Below are 18,028 nucleotides of genomic sequence, written 5' to 3'. Positions count from 1 at the left end.
CGGCGGCGGGAAGGCGGCGGCCGGGCCGTGCGCCCGGCGTGCCGGTGCGTCAGGCGGCCTTGTCGGCTCGCGCCTTCGCGCCGGCGCCGGTGCGCGCGTTCTTCTTCAGGTGCGCGCGGTTGTAGTCGATCGCCGCGCGAACGAGGCGCTTCAGCCCCCGCTTGTCGAGCTTGTCGCCTTCGAGCCAATCGATCGAGCGGCGCGCATTGCCGTCGAGGCCCCCATTGAACAGCCCGTCGGGATCGGGCAGGTGCGCGCCGTGCATGAAGGTCAGCTTCACCTTGCCCTTGTGCGCGTTCGCGACCGCGATCATCCCGTCGCATTCCCACACGGGGCTGCCCATCCATTTCCATTCCTCGACGATGCCGTCGTCGACGGCGAGGATCGTCTCGCGCACCTCGGCGAACGTCTTGCCGCGCCAGTCGGCGATGCCCGCGATCAGTGCGTCGATGCGGGCCGACGGCGGCAGGCCCGGGTCGGATGCGCTCATGCCCGGCCCTCCTCGTCTTCATCGGCACGCGCAACCACCTGTTCGAGCGAGTCGAAGAACCGCACCCACCCTTGCTGCGCACCGCGGTATGCCTGTTCCTGATCGGCGCGGAAGCCGGCCTGCTCCATGCGCAACAGCGTGCCGCCCGGCGTCGGCGTGAGCGTCCATGTGACGACGCTTTCCAGGCCATACGCGGCCCACGTGTAGGACAGCACACGCTCCGGTTCGATCGTCAGCAACGTGCAGTCGACCGAACCCCAGTCCGCGTGAAAGCTGAACGTGCGACCCGCGACGGGCTCGAAATCGCTCTTCATCAGCCACGCCTCGATCAGGTGCGGCTGCGTGAGCGCGCGCCAGATCTTCTCCGGCGAATGCGACAGTTCCCGTTCGACGACGACGGTGCGTGTTTCGGAAGTGGGCTGGTTCATTGATCCATCCTGTTGAGCAGATCTTCAAGAGCGTCGAACCGGTTCTGCCAGAAGCCTGCCATCTGGCTGGTCCAGTCGATCAACGGAGTCAGCGCCTGCGGCTGCGCGCTGTAGTGCGTCTGCCGGCCCGCGTGACGGTCGCTGACGAGCCCGGCCTGCTTCAGTACACCCAGATGCTTCGATACCGCCGGCTGCGACACGCCTGCATGGGCCGTCAGCGCGGCCACCGTCAGCTCGCCCTCCTCGCACAGCCGCTCGAAGAGCGCACGGCGCGTCGGATCGGCAAGCGTCCTGAACAGCAGGTCGTGAGTGTTTTGCATGTTTCAATCAATAACTCGATGGTTATGGATTGAAGGATAGCCGCGCAATGGTGCGCGTCAAGGAGGAATTTCGCGGGGAGCGTCGTTGGATCCTTTCGGGTGTGCGTCTGCGGGCAGCCGGCCGAACGGCGACGCACCGGCGCGCGAGGAACCTCGAGCGCGCGTCGCCGCATGAATTCGAGCCCTTCCTCTAATCGGCTCACCCGGCCCGCGAACCGAAAGCACGCTGCAAGACTCGGCAACGCGCTGTTCCACAGTTCGGGAAAGGCGCGCGATCGACCGGCCCCGTTTTCGTGCATCCGCGCATCCGGACGTCGTCGCGTGAGTGCCGCGGCAGCACTTGACCACATAGTGCGACACACGACACGAGCAGGTCTGATCGCGGCCAATACGCTCGCGCGGCGCTGCGCTCCGCAATCGCGCGCATTCCGGCACGGCAACGAACGACGCGTGCGTTCAAACGTCGTCGACCGTCGCGCGGGCGCGCCGCGAACCGGTTCCCTTCATCGGGGCTGCGGCCGCCTGCACGAACGACATGGCGCAGCCCCACGAGCAAGCCGATGTCAGATCTGACAGCTATGGAAACTGGCAGCTACCTGAACAGCACCGACGCCCTACGCTCGTGACCGCTCGCGGCCCCACAAGGGCCGGGGGTTCCAGCAACGTCGTCTCTCCTCAAAAGGACTCCCGATGAAAAGGAACACCTGGTTTGCGCTGCCCCTTCCGTCGCCCCGCCACCTTGCGTGCGCGGTACCGCTCGTGTTCGCCGCCGCCGCGGCCCATGCGGCGACGGATTGGGTCGATACCCATACGAAAGCCTTTCTGACCGGCCCGCAGCTGATGGCGCGCAGCGCGGCGCCGTCGCTCGAACTCGCGGCCGGCGAGACGACGGACATCGTCGTCAGCCTGAAGCTGCGCAACGCCGCGCAGCTCAAGCAACTCGCGCACGACGTGAACCGGCCCGGCAACGCGCACTATCGCCAGTACCTCACGCACGAACAGTTCCTCGCCGGCTACGCGCCGACCGAAGCGCAGGTCAAATCGGTCGTCGACTATCTGCGCAAGAGCGGCTTCGTGAACATCGAAGTCGCGCCGAACCGGCTGCTGGTGTCGGCGCGCGGCACGGCCGGCACGGTGAAGACCGCGTTCAACACGTCGCTCGTGCATTTCGAGTACGCGGGCCGCTCCGGCTTCGCGAACGCGTCGACCGCGCAGGTGCCGCATGCGCTCGGCGACGTCGTCGGCTCGGTACTCGGGCTGCAGAACGTCGCACGCGCACGGCCGATGCTGCGCATCGGCAACGTCACGAAGCCGCAGGCGCTCGCGGCCGGCACGGCCACCGGCCACTATCCGAAGGAATTCCCGGGCCTCTACAACGCGACCGGCGTGCCGACCGCGGCCGGCGTGACCGTCGGCATCATCACGATCGGCGGCGTGTCGCAGACGCTGCAGGACCTCAGGCAATTCACGTCGAGCAACGGTTACGGCACGGTCACGACCCAGACCGTCAAGACCAACGGCACCGGCACGAGCGGCAGCTACAGCGACGACCAGGACGGCCAGGGCGAATGGGATCTCGACAGTCAGTCGATCGTCGGCTCGGCCGGCGGCCAGGTCGGCAAGCTCGTGTTCTACATGGCGGACCTGAACGCCGCCGGCAACACGGGGCTCACGCAGGCATTCAATCGCGCGGTGTCGGACAACACCGCGAAGGTGATCAACGTGTCGCTCGGCTGGTGCGAGACCGACGCGAACGCGGACGGCACGCTCGACGCCGAAGAGCAGATCTTCACGACGGCCGCCGCGCAAGGACAGACGTTCTCGGTGTCGTCGGGCGACGAAGGCGTGTACGAGTGCAACAACCGCGGCTATCCGGACGGCGGGAACTACACGGTGTCGTGGCCGGCCGCGTCGCCGCACGTGCTCGCGATCGGCGGCACGACGCTGTACACGACGTCTTCGGGCGCATTCTCGAACGAGACGGTGTGGAACGAGGGGCTCGACGGCAACGGCAAGCTGTGGGCCACGGGCGGCGGCGTCAGCTCGATCCTGCCGGCGCCGTCGTGGCAGTCGGGCAGCAACCGTCAGTTGCCCGATGTATCGTTCGACGCCGCGCAAGGCACGGGCGCGTATATCTACAACTACGGCCAGTTGCAGCAGATCGGCGGCACGAGCCTTTCCGCGCCGATCTTCACCGGCTTCTGGGCGCGTCTGCTCGCGGCAAACGGCACGGGCCTGGGCTTCCCGGCCGGCAACTTCTATGCGGACATTCCGTCGAACCCGTCGCTCGTGCGCTATGACGTCGTATCGGGCAACAACGGCTATCAAGGGTATGGCTACAGCGCAGGCAGCGGCAGGGATCTGACGACCGGCTTCGGCAGCCTGAACATCGCGAACCTCAACAAGCTGATCCAGACGGGCGGCTTCTGAGTGTGACGCGAAGGCCGGCGCGCGACGGAGGTTCGGCGCGCGCCGGCCGAAGGATTTCCAGGCTTCGGTGTGCTACTCCGTCGCCCGCTCCTTCACCGGCACCGGCGCGCCGGCGCGATGCGACGGCGCGAAGAGCCGCAACCCGCTCGCGACGCTCGCGGCGCCGGCAAAGCCCGCACCGAGCATCAGCGCGAGCGTCGGCCCGTGGCGTCCGGCGATGCCGAACGACAGCGCGACGAGCGCCGCGCCGGTCGCCTGCCCGATCAGCCGCGCGGTCGCGATGATCCCGCTCGCGCCGCCGCTGCGCTCGGGCGGCGCGCTCGACATCAGCGCCTTCAGGTTCGGCGACTGGAAGAAGCCGAAGCCCGCGCCGCACAGCATCATCCGCCAGCCGATGTCGACGACGTTCGGCGCGCTCGGCAGCGCGGCGAGCGCCACCATCCCCGCGCTCAGCAGCGCGAGTCCGATCGCGCCGAGCAACCCGGGCGGATAACGGTCGGACAGCCGGCCCGCGATCGGCGCGGCGAGCGCGACAACCGCCGACCACGGGGTCATCAGGAAGCCGGTCTCCACCGCGCTGCGATGCAGGACGGTTTCGAAGTAGAACGGCAGCGATACGAACGCAAGCCCCTGCGCGGCAAACGCGCACACGGCCGTCAGCGCGGACAGCGTGAACACCGGCCGGCGGAACAGGTCGACCGGCAGCATCGGCGCCGGGTGCCCGGCCTGGCGGCGGATCAGCAGCCAGCCGAACGTGAGCGCGACCGCGGCCGCCGCGAACACGACGGACAGCGGCCCGCGCTGCGCGAATTCGCCGAGCGCGAAGATCAGCGACGCGAACGTGATCACGTTGAACAGCGCGGCGAGCGGATCGAACACATGCTTGCCGCGGGCCGACTGCGGCAGCGACGGAATCGCGACGGCAAGCGCGAGCACGCCGAGCGGCACGTTCACCGCGAACAGCCACGGCCAGGCGGCCACCGACAGGATCAACGACGCGATCGTCGGCCCCACCGCGAACGACACGCCGACGACGAGCGCATTGAAGCCGACGCCGCGCCCGAGCCGGTGCGCGGGAAACAGGTTGCGGATCAGCGCGACGTTCACGCTCATGATCGCGCTCGCGCCGAAGCCCTGCACGATCCGCGCCGCCGTCAGCTGCGGCAGCGTCGACGCGAGCGAGCAGCCGAGCGACGCGAGCGTGAACACCGCGAGGCCCGCGACATACACGCGCTTGTGACCGACGATGTCGCCGAGCGACGCGAACGGCAGCAGCGTCGCGACCATCGCGAGCTGGTAGGCATTGATGATCCACACCGATGCGGCCGGCGACGCATGCAGGTCGGCGGCGATCGCGGGCAGCGCGGTGTTCGCGATCGCGGTGTCGAGCGTCGCGAGCGCGACGGCCAGCAGCACGGCGGACATCGCGCGCCAGTTGACGGCCGGCTCCCGGGCGCCGGCGGGGGAAGCGAATTCGGACAAGATGAGGCTCGGCTGACGAGCGACGCGCGGCGTCGCGGAATTGAGCGGCGCGGCGGCGCATGCCATGCGGTGAAACCGGTTCACGTACCGTCGCGACCCGTATTGTTACAGAGCCGCATCGAACCTGCAGGCAAGCGCGCCGTCAGTCAGCGAAACGAAAGCTTCGGGATGCCGCGCCGGGTGCGCGGCATCGTTGAGGGCACAACGATCGCGTTACGACACCGCACGTCGCGCGTTGCGTCCGCGCAGCCATTCGAGCGCGAGCAGCAGGCTCGTCGAGAAGATGATGAGGATCGTCGCGAGCGCGGCGATCGTCGGGCTGATGTTCTCGCGAATGCCGGTGAACATCTGGCGCGGCAGCGTCGTCTGGTCCGCGCCCGCGAGGAACAACGTGACGACGACTTCGTCGAACGACGTCGCGAATGCGAACAGCGCGCCCGACATCACGCCCGGCGCGATCACCGGCAGCGTCACGCGAAAGAACGTCGTGACGGGATTCGCGCCGAGCGACAGGCTCGCGCGCACCAGGTTCTGGTTGAAGCCCTGCAGGGTCGCGGCGACCGTCGTCACGACGAACGGCACGCCGAGCGCCGCGTGCGCGGCGATCAGCCCCGTGTAGGTATTCGCGAGCCCGAGCGGCGCGAAGAACAGGTACATGCCGACACCCACCACGACGACCGGCACGATCATCGGCGACAGCAGCACGGCCATCAGCAGCCCCTTGCCGCGGAAGTCCGCCTTCGTGAGGCCGATCGCGGCGAGCGTGCCGAGCACGGTCGCGACGACGGTCGCCGACGGCGCGACGATGAAGCTGTTCTTCGCGGCCATGCGCCACTCGTCGGACGCGATCAGGTTCTCGTACCAGCGCGTCGAGAAGCCGGGGATCGGATAGACGAGGAACGTGCTCGACGAGAACGACAGCGGCACGATCGCGAGCACCGGCAGGATCAGGTACAGCAGCGTCAGCACGACGAGTACGCGCAGCGCGACATACCACGCGCGTTCGACGAACGACATGTGCGGCGCGAACAGCGGCCTGGCGAGTTTCATGGTCGACATCCCCTTCCTGTTTCCCTGTGCCCGGCGCTCAGCCGAGGCTCACGTTCGAGCGCGTGAAGCGCCCGTACACCGCATACAGCACCAGCGTCGCCGCGAGCAGCAGCCCGCCCAGCGCGCACGCCATGCCCCAGTTGATCGTCACGTTCGTGAAGTACGCGACGTAGTAGCTGACCATCTGGTCGTTCGGCCCGCCGAGCAGCGCGGGCGTGATGTAGTAGCCGATCGCGAGGATGAACACGAGCAGCGCGCCCGCGCCGACGCCCGGATAGGTCTGCGGCACGTACACGCGCCAGAACGCCGCGAACGGATGGCTGCCGAGCGACACGGCCGCGCGCTGGTAGGTCGGCGGGATCGACTTCATCACGCTGTAGAGCGGCAGGATCATGAACGGCAGCAGGATATGCGTCATTGAGATGTACACGCCGACGCGATTGAACAGCAGCGCCAGCGGATGCGAGATCAGCCCGCTGCCGATCAGCGCTGTGTTGATCAGCCCCTCGCTTTGCAGCAGCACGATCCACGCGGCCACGCGCACCAGCACCGACGTCCAGAACGGGATCAGCACCAGGATCATCACGAGGTTCGCGCGCCGATCCGACAGCGTCGAGATCCAGTATGCGAGCGGATAGCCGAGCAGCAGCGCGAACAGCGTGACCGCGACGCCGATCACGAACGTGCGGCCGAAGATCGACAGATAGATCGACTGGTCGGGATCGGCCTGCACGATCCGGCCGAAGCCGTCCTCCTTGTGGTCGAGCGCGGCGAGCAGGTAGAACGGCGACACCTGGCTGCCGTTCTTCGCAATCGCCTGCCAGTACGCGGCATCGCCCCAGCGCGCATCGAGGTCGAGCAGTTTCGCGCGCGTTTGCGCGGGCGTCAGCGCCGTGACGGCATCGTTGTCGCCCTTCAGCGGCATCGCACGCGCCGTCTTCGCGACGAGCGAGCGGTAGCCGGGAATCTCGGTGTTCAGGCGCCGCGCGAGCGCGCCCATCGCCTCGCTGTCGGCGACCTTCGTCATGTCGGCCGCGAGCGCGACGTACGCGGCGTCGGCCGGCGGCGCCTTGCGGTCCCAGCCCGACAGCGCGGCGACTGTCTTCGGCAACGCGGTCGCGATCTCGGGGTTCTGCACCGCGCGCGTGAGCAGCGTGCCGATCGGCACGACGAAGATGAGCAGCAGGAAGATCGCGAGCGGCGCGACCAGCAGCAGCGCCATCGTGCGCTTGCGGGCCTCGGCGGCCTTCAGTTCGCGCTTGAGCGCGGCTGTCGACGGCGAGGAAGGAGCGATCGTCATCGTGTTCAACGGTTCTCTCCGGCCGGGCTCGATCCGGCGGAATGCCGCGCGACGCGTTCGGCGCGTCGCGCGGCAGGTTGCATCAGGACAGCCTGAAGACGCTTACTTCGTGGCCCACGCGCTGAAGCGCTGCTCGAGCTCGTCGCTGTGGTCGGTCCAGAAGCCGATGTCCTCCAGCACCGCGTTCTTGCCGTTGGCCGGCGAGTTCGGCAGGTTCGCGAGCGTCTTCGCGTCGAGCGACTTGATCGCCGCGACGTTCGTCGGGCCGTACGCGATGTGCTGCGCATACGCTTGCTGCGGCTTCGGCGTGAGCGTGTACGCGATGTACTTCTCGGCCAGCGCCTTGTTCGGCGAGCCCTTCGGAATCGCCCAGTAATCGAGGTCGTAGATGCTGCCGTTCCACACGACCTTCAGGTTCTTGCCTTCCTTCTGCGCGGCATCGATACGGCCGTTGTACGCGGTCGACATCACGACGTCGCCGGCCACCAGGAACTGCGGCGGCTGCGCGCCGGCTTCCCACCACTGGATGTACGGCTTCAGCTCGTCGAGCTTCTTGAACGCGCGGTCCTGGCCGGCCTTCGTGCCGAGCACCTTGTACACGTCCTTCGTCGCGACGCCGTCAGCCATCAGCGCGAACTCGAGGTTGTAGCGCGCGCCCTTGCGCATCCCGCGCTTCCCGGGGAATTTCTTCACGTTCCAGAAATCGGCCCAGCCGGTCGGCGCGGACTTCAGCTTGTCCGCGTTATAGGACAGCGCGGTCGACCACACGAAGAAGCCGACGCCGCACACCTGCGGCGCTTCCGGAATCAGGTCGGACTTCTTCGCGATCTTCGACCAGTCGAGCTTCTCGTACAGCCCTTCGTCGCAGCCGCGGTTCAGGTCGCCCGATTCGACTTCGACCACGTCCCAGTTGACGTGCTTCGCCTCGACCATCGCCTTCACTTTCGCCTGCTCGCCGTTGTACTCGACGGCCGTGACCTTGTTGCCGGTCGCCTTCTCGAACGGCTGGTTGAATGCGGCTTTCTGCGCGTCGCCGTTCGCGCCGCCGAAGTTGACGACCGTGAGTTCGGCCGCCGTGGCCGATGCGCCGACGACAGCCAGTGCCAGTGCGAGCGCGGTGCGACGTGCGGTTGAGCTTGCTCCGTTCATGATGGTTCCTCTCCTCTCGTGGTGGAAATGGGCTTTGTTGTTGACGACGTGCTACGGAAAAACGGTGAAACCCGGTGTCACGCGAACACGCGCAGGTGCTCGGGCGCGAAGGCGAGTGCGACCGGTGCGCCGGGCGCGAACGCGTGGAGCGCATCCGTGCCGAGCGGCACCTTCACGAAGCATTCCTCCTGGCCCGGCAGCGCGCAGCGCATGCGCACGTGATCGCCGAAATAGATGAGACTGCGCGCCTCGCCGGTCACGCGATTGGCGGGGGCGCCATTCGCGTGACCGTTGGCCGCAAGGCTCATGCGTTCGGGGCGGATGCACGCGACGGCCGGCGCGCCTTCGGCCGCATCGCCGATGCGGCGCCCGACGAGCTGCGTGCCGTCGTCGAGCCGGAATTCGCAGAACTCGCCGTCGACGCGCGCGATGGTGCCGCGCAGCCGGTTGCTGTCGCCGATGAAGTTCGCGACGAATTCGTTGCACGGCGATTCGTACAGGCAATCGACGGTATCGAGCTGCTGCACGATGCCCTTGTCGAACACGGCGACGCGATCGGACATCGTCAGCGCCTCGCCCTGGTCGTGCGTCACGTAGACGAAGGTCACGCCGAGCTTCTCGTGCAGCGCCTTCAGTTCGTACTGCATGTGTTCGCGCAACTGCTTGTCGAGCGCGCCGAGCGGCTCGTCCATCAGCACCAGCTTCGGCTCGAACACGAGGGCCCGCGCGAGCGCGATGCGCTGCTGCTGGCCGCCCGACAACTGCGCCGGATAGCGCTTCGCGAAGCGTTCCATCTGCACCATCTTCAGCGCATGCGCGACGCGCTCCGCGCGCTCGGCGGCCGACAGCTTGCGCACCGTCAGCGGATACGCGACGTTCTGCTCGACCGTCAGATGGGGGAACAGCGCGTAGTTCTGGAACACCATGCCGATGTTGCGCTTGTGCGGCGGCACGGTATTCAGCAGTTCGCCGTCGAGCCAGATTTCACCGCCCGTCGGAAACTCGAAGCCCGCCAGCATCATCAGGCAGGTGGTCTTGCCCGAGCCGGACGGCCCGAGCAGCGTCAGGAATTCCCCTCGGTGGATGTCGAGGTCGAGCGATTTGACGACCAGCGTCTCCCCGTCGTAGGTCTTCCGCACGCCGCGAAAGCTGACGATCACATCATCGGACTTCATCGTGGCTGTCCCCTTGCTGCGCGACAATTGATTATGAGATGAGATTCACTATACGGCGCGCACGGTCCTACAATAGGGAACCATTTCAATATTCCGCGTGGGACCACTTTGGACACCGTCATCGTCGCTGACTGGCTCTCGGGCCGGATCGACCGCAGCTCGCCCGAACCGATGTACCGGCAGTTGCTGCAGCTGATGCAGCAGGCCATCCTGACCGGGGAATTGGGGCCGGGCACAAAACTGCCGAGTTCGCGCACGCTCGCGGCCGACCTGTCGATCGCGCGCAATACCGTGCTGCACGTGTACGACCAGCTCACCGCCGAAGGCTACGTGCTGACGACGACCGGCAGCGGCACCTACGTGGCCGACACGCGGCCGGACGCCGCCGTGATCCACGCGCCGGGCGCCGCGCCGCCGCCGTCAGCCGCCGACGAAGCGCCGTTGCCGGACGCGCACGGCGGCCTGTCGATGCGCGGCCGGCAGCTGATCGAGCACGCGGGCGTGTCGCGACGTCAATGGGGCGCGTTCATGCCGGGCGTGCCGGACGTATCGGAATTCCCGAGCCGCACCTGGAGCCGCCTGCAGGCGCGACTGTGGAAGGAAGCGAATCCCGAGCTGCTGACCTATGCGCCGGGCGGCGGCTACCGGCCGCTGCGACGCGCGCTCGCCGACTATCTGCGCGTCGCGCGCTCGGTCAAATGCTCGCCGGATCAGGTGATCATCACGACCGGCATCCACCAGTCGATCGACCTTGCGGTGCGGCTGCTGTCCGACATCGGCGATCGCGCGTGGGTCGAGGAACCGTGCTACTGGGGCGTGCGCAGCGTGCTGCAGGCGACCGGCCTCACGCTCACGCCGGTGCCGGTCGACCAGGAAGGCATCGATCCGAGCGCGGCCGACATGCAGCAGCCGCCGCGGCTCGTGCTCGTCACGCCGTCGCACCAGTATCCGCTCGGGATGGTGATGAGCCTCGCGCGGCGCCGGATGCTGCTCGAATACGCGCGCCGGCACCGCTGCTGGATCATCGAGGACGACTACGACAGCGAATTCCGCTACGGCAGCCGCCCGCTCGCGTCGCTGCAGGGGCTCGACGACGGCGGCCGCGTGATCTACGTCGGCAGCCTCGGCAAGATGCTGTTCCCGGGCCTGCGGATGGGCTACATGGTCGTGCCCGAGCATCTGGTCGACACGTTCCGCACCGGGCTGTCGGAGCTGTATCGCGAGGGCCAGCTGATGCAGCAGGCCGTGCTCGCCGAGTTCATCATGGACGGGCACCTCACTTCGCATGTCAGACGAATGCGCACGCTGTACGGCGAGCGCCGGCAATTGCTGATCGATGCGATCCATGCGCGTTTCGGCGACGCGCTGCCGGTGATGGGCGACGAAGCCGGCCTGCATCTGGTGCTCGGCCTGCCCGACGCATGCGACGATCGCGCGGTCACGCAAAGCGCGTTCGATGCGGGCGTGATCGTGCGCCCGCTGACCAGCTACTACAGTCGGCTGGACACCGCACGCCGCGGCCTGCTGCTCGGCTATGCATGCGTCGCGCACGAAGGCATCGGCCCCGCGTTCGACACGCTCGCGGCAACCATCGAACAGCACCTGCCGCGGCACTTCACGCGCGCGGCGTGATGGCGTGCGCCATCGCGCGCGATCACGCGTTATCGTTCGTCATCGCGCGGCAGCCGCGCCGCGGTCGAGCGACGCCGCTCGCACTGCTTCGCCGGGCTTCGAGAACATGCGCTGTCTTAGCGCGGCGATCTGCGCGTCGCGATCCTGCGGCGACAGCCCGGCCGCTTCGATCTGCGCGCGCTGCGCCGCATAGTCGGCGTAGCGGCTCTGCCACGACGCGTCGTCCTGCTGCATCTGCGCGACGCGTGCGGCGGCGTCGGGCCCGAGCGTCTGCGTCAGTTGCGCGCGCATCGCGTCGGGCGTCGCCCCGCTCTTCTGCAATTGCGCGATCTGGTCGATCGCTGCCTGCTGCCGGTCCGCCTTCTGCCGTGCCGCGCGTTCGTCGGCCGGCATCTGCTGCGCGAGCGCCGCGAGCCGCTCCGCCTTCTGCGCCTCCGTCAGCGTGCGGTCCTGCGCAATCTTCAGCCGGGCGAGATCATAGCGCTGCCGCCACTGCTCGGTGCCGAAGAACGGCTGGCTCCAGTCGCCGAGCGTCCGGTACGCGATCGACACGCGCTGGTCGAGCGCGAGCTGCAGCGCACTGAGATCCGACTTGTCGACCGCGCCGGCGTCCGGCAGCTTCGCGAGCGCGTCGAGATACGCGCGATATCGATGCCAGACGTCGAGCGCCTCGGGCTGCGCGATCGTGCCGTCGAGCTGCGCGGCGATTTCGCGCACGACGAGCGCATCGAGCGCGGTCGTGCTCAGGTCGCTCCGCGCGCTCAGGCAATAGTCGAAGAAATCGCGAACCGCGCGCGACCTCGCGAGATGGCCGCCGGCATCGAGCGGCAGCCGCGGCGCGCTGGAACCGGCAAGCGGCGACGGCAGGCCCGCGCTTGCCGGCAGTGCGGGCGGCGGCGGTGCGGCGCTGCCGCCGTCGCGCGCCGCCGCATCGGCCGACAGGTGCGCCATGTCGGCACCGCGATGCGACGCCGCGCCGCTCCAGATCGCGACGCCGGCGATCGCCGCCATCCCGACCGCACCGTAAACCACCACGCGCCACGCCAGCGGCGCGCGTCCTTCACGTGCCGTCATCGATCACACGCCCGCGAGCTTCAACCGGTTCGCATGCGTGCGGATCACCGCGACCGGATCTTCCGCATACGCACCGCGCACGCCGAGCAACTGGTTGATCTCGTCGACATGGTTCCACTTGTAGTTCGTGCTCAGCACCTTCCCGTACAACGCGCTGCACTTCGACACGAGCCCGTCGTTCTGGCCCGACGCGCGATTGATCATCACCGTGCCCGTGCCGAGCAACGCAAGCGTCGACAGGTCGAGCGCGTTCGCCGGATCGACCAGCGGAATCGTGCTGGTGTCGGCCGCGCCCGTGACGCCCAACGCGGAAACGGTCGGCTGGATCGCCGTGCCGGCCCACGAATACAGCAGGTGCGTATTGCCGCCGACGCTCTCCGTCGGCGCACCCGTCTGGCAACTGCCCGGCGCGCCGAGGCCCGCGCTCGGATAGTTCTGGTTGTACGTGGCGGCCTGGGCGGTCGTCAGCGTCTTCAGCGCGGCGAGCGCGTCCTGGTTCGTGTTGTTGTTGCTGCTCGTCAGGATCCCGAACACATTGACGAACGCGGCGATCACCGACGAAGACAGCCCGGTCGGATCGTAAGCGAGCACGCCCTGCACGAAGTCGGCGAACTCGGAGCCGCGATGCGGCGTGCCGATCGTCGTCACCGACGCAACGAGCTCGGGCGCGACGGCCGCCACATAGCGCGACGTGAGGCCGCCCTGGCTGTGACCGACCAGGTTGACCTTCGTCGCACCAGTCGCGGCGAGCACCGTCTTCACGTAAGCGAGCAACTGTTCGCCGCGTCCATTCGGGCCGTCGTCGCTCTGGAATCCGGACAGGTTCGCGACGTAGACGGTCGCGCCGTGCTGTTGCAGGTCCTCCTGAATGCCATACCAGTAGTCGAGCACGCCCGCGTACTTGTCGGTGCCGGTGAGCCCGTGCACGAGAATGATCGGATAACGCGTCGTCGCGTAGTCGTCCGACGGCGCGGTCGCCGCCATCGCCGCATGCGTCGTCGCGAGCGTCATCAGCGCGGTCGTCCCCGCGAACGGCGCGACGCTCATCGCGCATGCCACTGCTCCTGCCACCACCCTGGAACGCATCGATCTAGCCATGCTTGTTCTCCTGATTATTGTGCTGCCGGTGCGAATGAGATCGGATCGACGCGCACGGCACGTTGCCGACAGTCGCGGCCATCGTGTGCGTCGAATGCGGGAGTGAATCACGAGTCGCCAACGTTTGCGCCCTGACTAGATACGGTTCTCTAATCGGTTGACGCGCCCCGCCCGTTCGGGCGGGGTCGCGTCGATGCGCGCGCATGCTGCATCGCACACGCGTCGTGCGTCAGAGCTTCGCGCTCACGCGCACCCATGCCGTACGCCCCGGCTCCATCACCGGCGCGTTCGCCGGATAGCCGAAGCCCGCGTTGCCGGCGAGGTTCAGGTGTTCCGCATACGCCTTGTCCAGCAGGTTGTCGACGCCGACCGAAATCTGCACCTTCTTGCTGACGTTGTACTGCGCGTGCAGCGACAGCACGCCGAACCCGGCGCTCGGACCGAAGTCCTTGCCGACCACGTTGCCCTCGTTCAACGCATAGCGATGCTGCGGCGCAACGATCCGCCACAAGCCGCCGGCCGACCATGCGCCGCGCGAGTATTCGAGCCCGACGCGCGCCTCGAGCGGCGGCATCTGCGGCAACGGATCGCCGCTCGTCGCGTTGCGCCCCCATGCATACGCAAGCGACGTCTCGATGCGCAGCGGTGCGACTGGCCGCCACGACACACCGGCTTCGCCACCGAAGATCTGCGCGTTGACGTTGGTCGCCTGCGTGGTCGGCCCCATCATCCCGGCCGCGTAATCGAACAGGATGTAGTCCTGCACATAGCCTGCGTAGGCCGACACCCACGCATCGACCCGCTCGCCCTTGTACTGCGCGCCGATGTCGAGCTGCGTGGTCTTCTCCGGCTGCACCGCCGAGAACGCGTTGACCGAACCGGCCGGCCCGCGCTTCGCGGAGAACAGCTCCCAGTAGTCCGGATAGCGTTCCGCGTGACCGACTCCCGCGTACCACGTGACCGGCAGCGACGCGAGATCGCGCTCGTAGCGCACGAAGCCGCTCGGCAGCACGCGCGCGCGATCGTCGTCGAAGGTGGGATTCGGCTTGCTCGCCATCATCCCGCTCGTCGTCGCACGCTTGTCGCGGGCGCTCGCGTAGTCGACCCGCGCGCCGCCGATCACGCGCGCCGCACCGCTCGCATACCACGTCAGCTCGCCGAACGCGCCCGCATTCCACATCGTCGCCTGCGCATCCCACGGCTGGTCGCCGTAGTTCTGCCGCCCCATCGCCGAGCGCGCGTCGAGCCGGTTCGACTGCGCGTCGACGCCGGTGACGAGCTTGAAGTCGTCGCCGAAACGAAACGTCGCCGCCGCCCGCGCGCCGAGCGTGCGGCGCCGCACTTCGGATGCCATCCGCATCGGCATGCTGCTGGTCGGGTCGGGCTGCCGCAGCGTGGTGTTGTCCATCACATGGTCGGCTTCGTTGTAGTACACGCGCGCCTCGATGCGGTCGAGCGCGTCGCCGAGATGCCGCTTGTCGAACGACAGGCCGAACGTCTCGCGGCGGAAATGCGCGCCGTCCATCCCGCGCCCCGCATAGCGCGCATAACCGTCACCGGTGCCGGCCGTCAGCTCGACGCGCGTGTGATCGTCGGGTGTCCAGCCGAGCGCCGCATCCGCGTTCCATTTGTCCCATTGCGACGGCACGGTGTTGCCGTTGCCGTCCTTGTAATCCTGCGCGTGCGCGTGGTTCGCGCTCACGCGGCCATAGACGTCCGGCGTGCCGGCCGTCACGTCGACGTTCTGATCGTTGCGGCCGAACGAGCCGCCGACCACGCTGCTGTCGAAGCGCATGCCGGGGCGCTCGAAACGCGGCGTCACGCGTTCGAACAGCACGGTGCCGGCCGATGCGCCGGGGCCGTACAGCACGGTCTGCGGCCCCTTCACGACCGTGACCTTGTCATAGCTTTCCGGCGCGATATACGAGGTCGGCGCATCCATCCGGTTCGGACACGCACCGAGCGTCGGCATCCCGTTCGCCAGAATGTTCAGCCGCGAACCGAACATCCCGCGCAGCACGGGGTCGCCGTTCGTCCCGCCGCTGCGGATCGACGTGAAGCCGGGGATCGTCTTCAGGTAGTCGGCGCCGTCGCTGGCCGGCAGCGGCTGGCGCGGCGTCTTCGGATCCGTGACGATGACGAGCGGTGTCGTCAGCGGCGACGCGACGACTTCGACGGGCGGCAGCAGCACGGCCGCGTCGTCCGTCGGCGCACCGGCCGCGCGCGCGGCTTCAGCGGCGGCCGCCGCGCTCATCGCGCCGACGGCCAGCGCGGGAATGGTGAGTTTCAGCATGCGCGGCACGCATCGCGCGCGGCAATGGCGCGACGCCCTCGGCGTGCGCAAGGAAGGAATGGTCATGATCGAAAGCCCGAGTGACGCCCTCCACGCGGCCTCGACGGACCGCACGGATGTCGGCGATGAATGGAACGGAAAGCAGCGCGTCAGGCGCGCTCGGGCGGTGCGCGTGGATACGCGCGCGGATAGGGTGTGGCGCGCGGCGCGACGGCATGCGGCGCGACGGCGGAAACGACCTCGGTGGGGACGAAAGCGAACGATACGGCGGCCGCGCCGCCGATCGCGGGACTGTGCGCGAAGAAGCCGCAATAGCCGCACGCATCGAGATGGCGCGCGGGATCGTGCGCGTGGCCTGCATCGGGCGCGCGGTGCGCGCCATGCTCGCTACCGCAGACAATCGCGTCGGGGGTTGCCACCCGTGCGAGTCGCCACTGCGACACCAGCGGCGCCGCGATCGCGAGCCAGATCGCGAACACGCCGAGCCAGGCGGTCAGATGACGATGTCGATGCAGCATGCGCGGCGACGCGTAAGCGGAATGTAAAAACAGCCGAGATGTTACCGAAGGTTCGCCGCGAAGGCCAGCCGCGCATCGCGGTAAACGAACCGGGGGCGCATGGTTGTCAACACAACCATGCGCCCCCGGCTGCCGCGCGGCTTCAGCGCGCGGCGATCACGGCGCCATGCGTCGCAGCACGTCGTCGCGCCGCACGAAATGGTGATAAAGCGCGGCCAGCGCATGCAGCCCGATCACGAAGTAGAACGCATTGCCGAGCAGTTCGTGCACCTCCTTGATCGTCGGCCGCAGCGCCTTGTCCGGGCCGAACAGCGTGAACGACACGCCGATCCAGTCGAGCGACACGGGCTTGCCGCCCAGGTTGATCATCATGATGCCGAGCAGCGGCTGGGCGATGATGAATACGTACAGCGCGACATGCGCGAGCTTCGACAGCCACTTGAGCAGCGGCGCCTGCACGATGGGCTCCGGCACGCGGCTGACCACGCGCCACAACACGCGCAGCACCGAGAGCACGAGCACCGACGTACCCGCGAGCAAGTGCACGTTCATCCAGAACGCGCGACTGTCGCTGCCTTTCGGTCCGCGAATCTCGATGGCGAGGTAGGCCAGCGCCACCAGCAGGAAGATGATCCAGTGAAAGAAGATCGCAGGCGAGCTGTAGCGCGTCTGTTTCGCGAGGATGTTTCTCATGCTTGGTCTCGTGTTTCTCGTTTGTATGTGGGGCAGGCAGATGCAGCGCCGGGCGGTACCCGGCGGCTGCACCGATTGTAGCCCCGCGTGCGGCCGCTGTTGCCCGGCCCGATCAAATATCCGAAGAATTCGCGCAGCCACGCGTCACCGCGCCGTCATATGGAAAATCCGCATCGCGCGCGCCGATGGCTGTGGCACGATGAAGCTTTCGTGCGACGTTGCGCGGGCATCATGAGCAAAGCGTTCTTCGTTGCGGCCTACCGGCTGATCGCCGCGTTGCTCGCGGTGTCGACCACGCTGCACAGCGTCGCCGACTACTGGGCCATGCCGACCTTTCATCTCGGCAACTACCTCAGCTACTTCACCCAACTGAGCAGCCTGTATGCGGCGGTCATGCTGATCGCGGGGCTGTCGCGCGTCACGCGCCCGGGCTCGCCCCGCTATGAATCGATGCGCGGCGCCGCCGTGCTCTACATGCTGATCACCGCGATCGTCTACGAGCTGCTGCTCGCCCGGCTCGACGCGCTGCTGCACGTCACACCAGCCCTGAACAACTGGGTCCTGCACCGGATCGTGCCGCTCGTGGTGCTGTGCGACTGGCTGTACGTGGAGCCGCGCTCGCCGATCCCGCGGCGCAGCGCGCTCGCATGGCTCGCCTTTCCGATCGTCTATCTCGGCTATACGCTCGTGCGCGGCTCGGTGGAGAACTGGTATCCGTATCCGTTCGTCGATCCCCGGCCGCACGGCTATCTGCCGGTCGCGATCCAGTGTTCGCTGATCGCGCTCGGCGCGACGGGGCTCGCGGTGGGCATTCGCTGGCTCGGCAATCATGCGAGACAGTCTGACGCCACGGAGCTTAAGGAAGGATGAAGGCGGGAACGTGTGCGCCGCTAGGC

The 18,028-nt window shown here is 67.8% G+C and carries 16 protein-coding genes; 3 read left to right on the top strand and 13 right to left on the bottom strand.

Annotation, left to right across the window (positions count from 1 at the left end; all coding sequences use genetic code 11):
• Positions 1–49: 49 nt before the first annotated feature.
• From ACP26O_RS26190 to ACP26O_RS26180, 3 genes are read right to left on the bottom strand one after another with little or no spacing between them, the layout of a single operon-like run.
• Positions 50–490: a DUF1801 domain-containing protein gene (locus tag ACP26O_RS26190; protein ID WP_175663122.1), complete on the bottom strand. Its 441-nt coding sequence runs from the start codon at positions 488–490 to the stop codon at positions 50–52.
• Positions 487–918: an SRPBCC family protein gene (locus ACP26O_RS26185; RefSeq protein WP_175663123.1), complete on the bottom strand. Its 432-nt coding sequence runs from the start codon at positions 916–918 to the stop codon at positions 487–489. The genes ACP26O_RS26190 and ACP26O_RS26185 overlap by 4 nt, the downstream gene beginning before the upstream one ends.
• Entirely contained in the window at positions 915–1,238 is a 324-nt protein-coding gene (locus ACP26O_RS26180; protein ID WP_175659554.1) for an ArsR/SmtB family transcription factor, read from the bottom strand. The genes ACP26O_RS26185 and ACP26O_RS26180 overlap by 4 nt, the downstream gene beginning before the upstream one ends.
• Positions 1,239–1,928: 690 nt before the next feature.
• Here ACP26O_RS26180 and ACP26O_RS26175 point away from each other — a divergent pair.
• Positions 1,929–3,668 (top strand): S53 family peptidase, encoded by a 1,740-nt coding sequence (locus ACP26O_RS26175; protein WP_175663124.1) that lies wholly within the window; start codon positions 1,929–1,931, stop codon positions 3,666–3,668.
• A 72-nt stretch (positions 3,669–3,740) separates the two neighbouring features.
• Here ACP26O_RS26175 and ACP26O_RS26170 read toward each other — a convergent pair whose 3' ends face one another.
• The 5 genes from ACP26O_RS26170 to ACP26O_RS26150 form a co-directional block, all read right to left on the bottom strand.
• Positions 3,741–5,150, bottom strand: coding sequence for an MFS transporter (locus ACP26O_RS26170; protein ID WP_175663125.1), 1,410 nt, complete (start codon positions 5,148–5,150; stop codon positions 3,741–3,743).
• A gap of 213 nt (positions 5,151–5,363) precedes the next feature.
• Positions 5,364–6,200 carry an ABC transporter permease gene (locus ACP26O_RS26165; protein WP_040141016.1) on the bottom strand — a complete coding sequence of 279 codons (837 nt, stop codon included), beginning with the start codon at positions 6,198–6,200 and terminating at the stop codon, positions 5,364–5,366.
• 37 nt (positions 6,201–6,237) lie between these two features.
• Positions 6,238–7,500 carry an ABC transporter permease gene (locus tag ACP26O_RS26160; protein WP_175663305.1) on the bottom strand — a complete coding sequence of 421 codons (1,263 nt, stop codon included), beginning with the start codon at positions 7,498–7,500 and terminating at the stop codon, positions 6,238–6,240.
• 102 nt (positions 7,501–7,602) lie between these two features.
• Positions 7,603–8,649 carry an ABC transporter substrate-binding protein gene (locus tag ACP26O_RS26155; RefSeq protein WP_011658338.1) on the bottom strand — a complete coding sequence of 349 codons (1,047 nt, stop codon included), beginning with the start codon at positions 8,647–8,649 and terminating at the stop codon, positions 7,603–7,605.
• A gap of 77 nt (positions 8,650–8,726) precedes the next feature.
• Positions 8,727–9,824, bottom strand: a complete 1,098-nt coding sequence (locus tag ACP26O_RS26150) for an ABC transporter ATP-binding protein (RefSeq protein ID WP_105831394.1) — start codon at positions 9,822–9,824, stop codon at positions 8,727–8,729.
• A gap of 108 nt (positions 9,825–9,932) precedes the next feature.
• Between ACP26O_RS26150 and ACP26O_RS26145 the strand changes: the two genes are divergently transcribed.
• A complete protein-coding gene (locus tag ACP26O_RS26145; protein ID WP_175663126.1) occupies positions 9,933–11,456 on the top strand; it encodes a PLP-dependent aminotransferase family protein in 1,524 nt (507 codons plus the stop codon).
• A 39-nt stretch (positions 11,457–11,495) separates the two neighbouring features.
• Here ACP26O_RS26145 and ACP26O_RS26140 read toward each other — a convergent pair whose 3' ends face one another.
• From ACP26O_RS26140 to ACP26O_RS26120, 5 genes are all read right to left on the bottom strand, one after another.
• The gene (locus tag ACP26O_RS26140) at positions 11,496–12,530 is read right to left on the bottom strand and encodes a lipase secretion chaperone (RefSeq protein WP_175663127.1); all 1,035 of its coding nucleotides are present in this window, start codon (positions 12,528–12,530) and stop codon (positions 11,496–11,498) included.
• Positions 12,531–12,533: 3 nt separating this feature from the next.
• Complete coding sequence (locus ACP26O_RS26135; protein ID WP_175663128.1) at positions 12,534–13,628, bottom strand: esterase/lipase family protein; 1,095 nt, start codon at positions 13,626–13,628, stop codon at positions 12,534–12,536.
• A gap of 229 nt (positions 13,629–13,857) precedes the next feature.
• Entirely contained in the window at positions 13,858–15,987 is a 2,130-nt protein-coding gene (locus ACP26O_RS26130) for a TonB-dependent copper receptor (protein WP_175663129.1), read from the bottom strand.
• 83 nt (positions 15,988–16,070) lie between these two features.
• Positions 16,071–16,439, bottom strand: coding sequence for a DUF2946 domain-containing protein (locus ACP26O_RS26125; RefSeq protein ID WP_175663130.1), 369 nt, complete (start codon positions 16,437–16,439; stop codon positions 16,071–16,073).
• Positions 16,440–16,595: 156 nt separating this feature from the next.
• Entirely contained in the window at positions 16,596–17,132 is a 537-nt protein-coding gene (locus tag ACP26O_RS26120; protein WP_175663131.1) for a cytochrome b, read from the bottom strand.
• A gap of 231 nt (positions 17,133–17,363) precedes the next feature.
• On the opposite strand from ACP26O_RS26120, the gene ACP26O_RS26115 reads away from it, so the two are divergent.
• Positions 17,364–18,002, top strand: coding sequence for a Pr6Pr family membrane protein (locus ACP26O_RS26115; RefSeq protein WP_175663132.1), 639 nt, complete (start codon positions 17,364–17,366; stop codon positions 18,000–18,002).
• Positions 18,003–18,028: the final 26 nt, after the last annotated feature.

The sequence above is a fragment of the Burkholderia sp. R-40 genome (assembly GCF_049942845.1).
GTDB classification, from domain to species: domain Bacteria; phylum Pseudomonadota; class Gammaproteobacteria; order Burkholderiales; family Burkholderiaceae; genus Burkholderia; species Burkholderia ambifaria.
The sequence above is the reverse complement of the archived record's forward strand: the minus strand, read 5'-3'. Positions and strand labels throughout refer to the sequence as shown.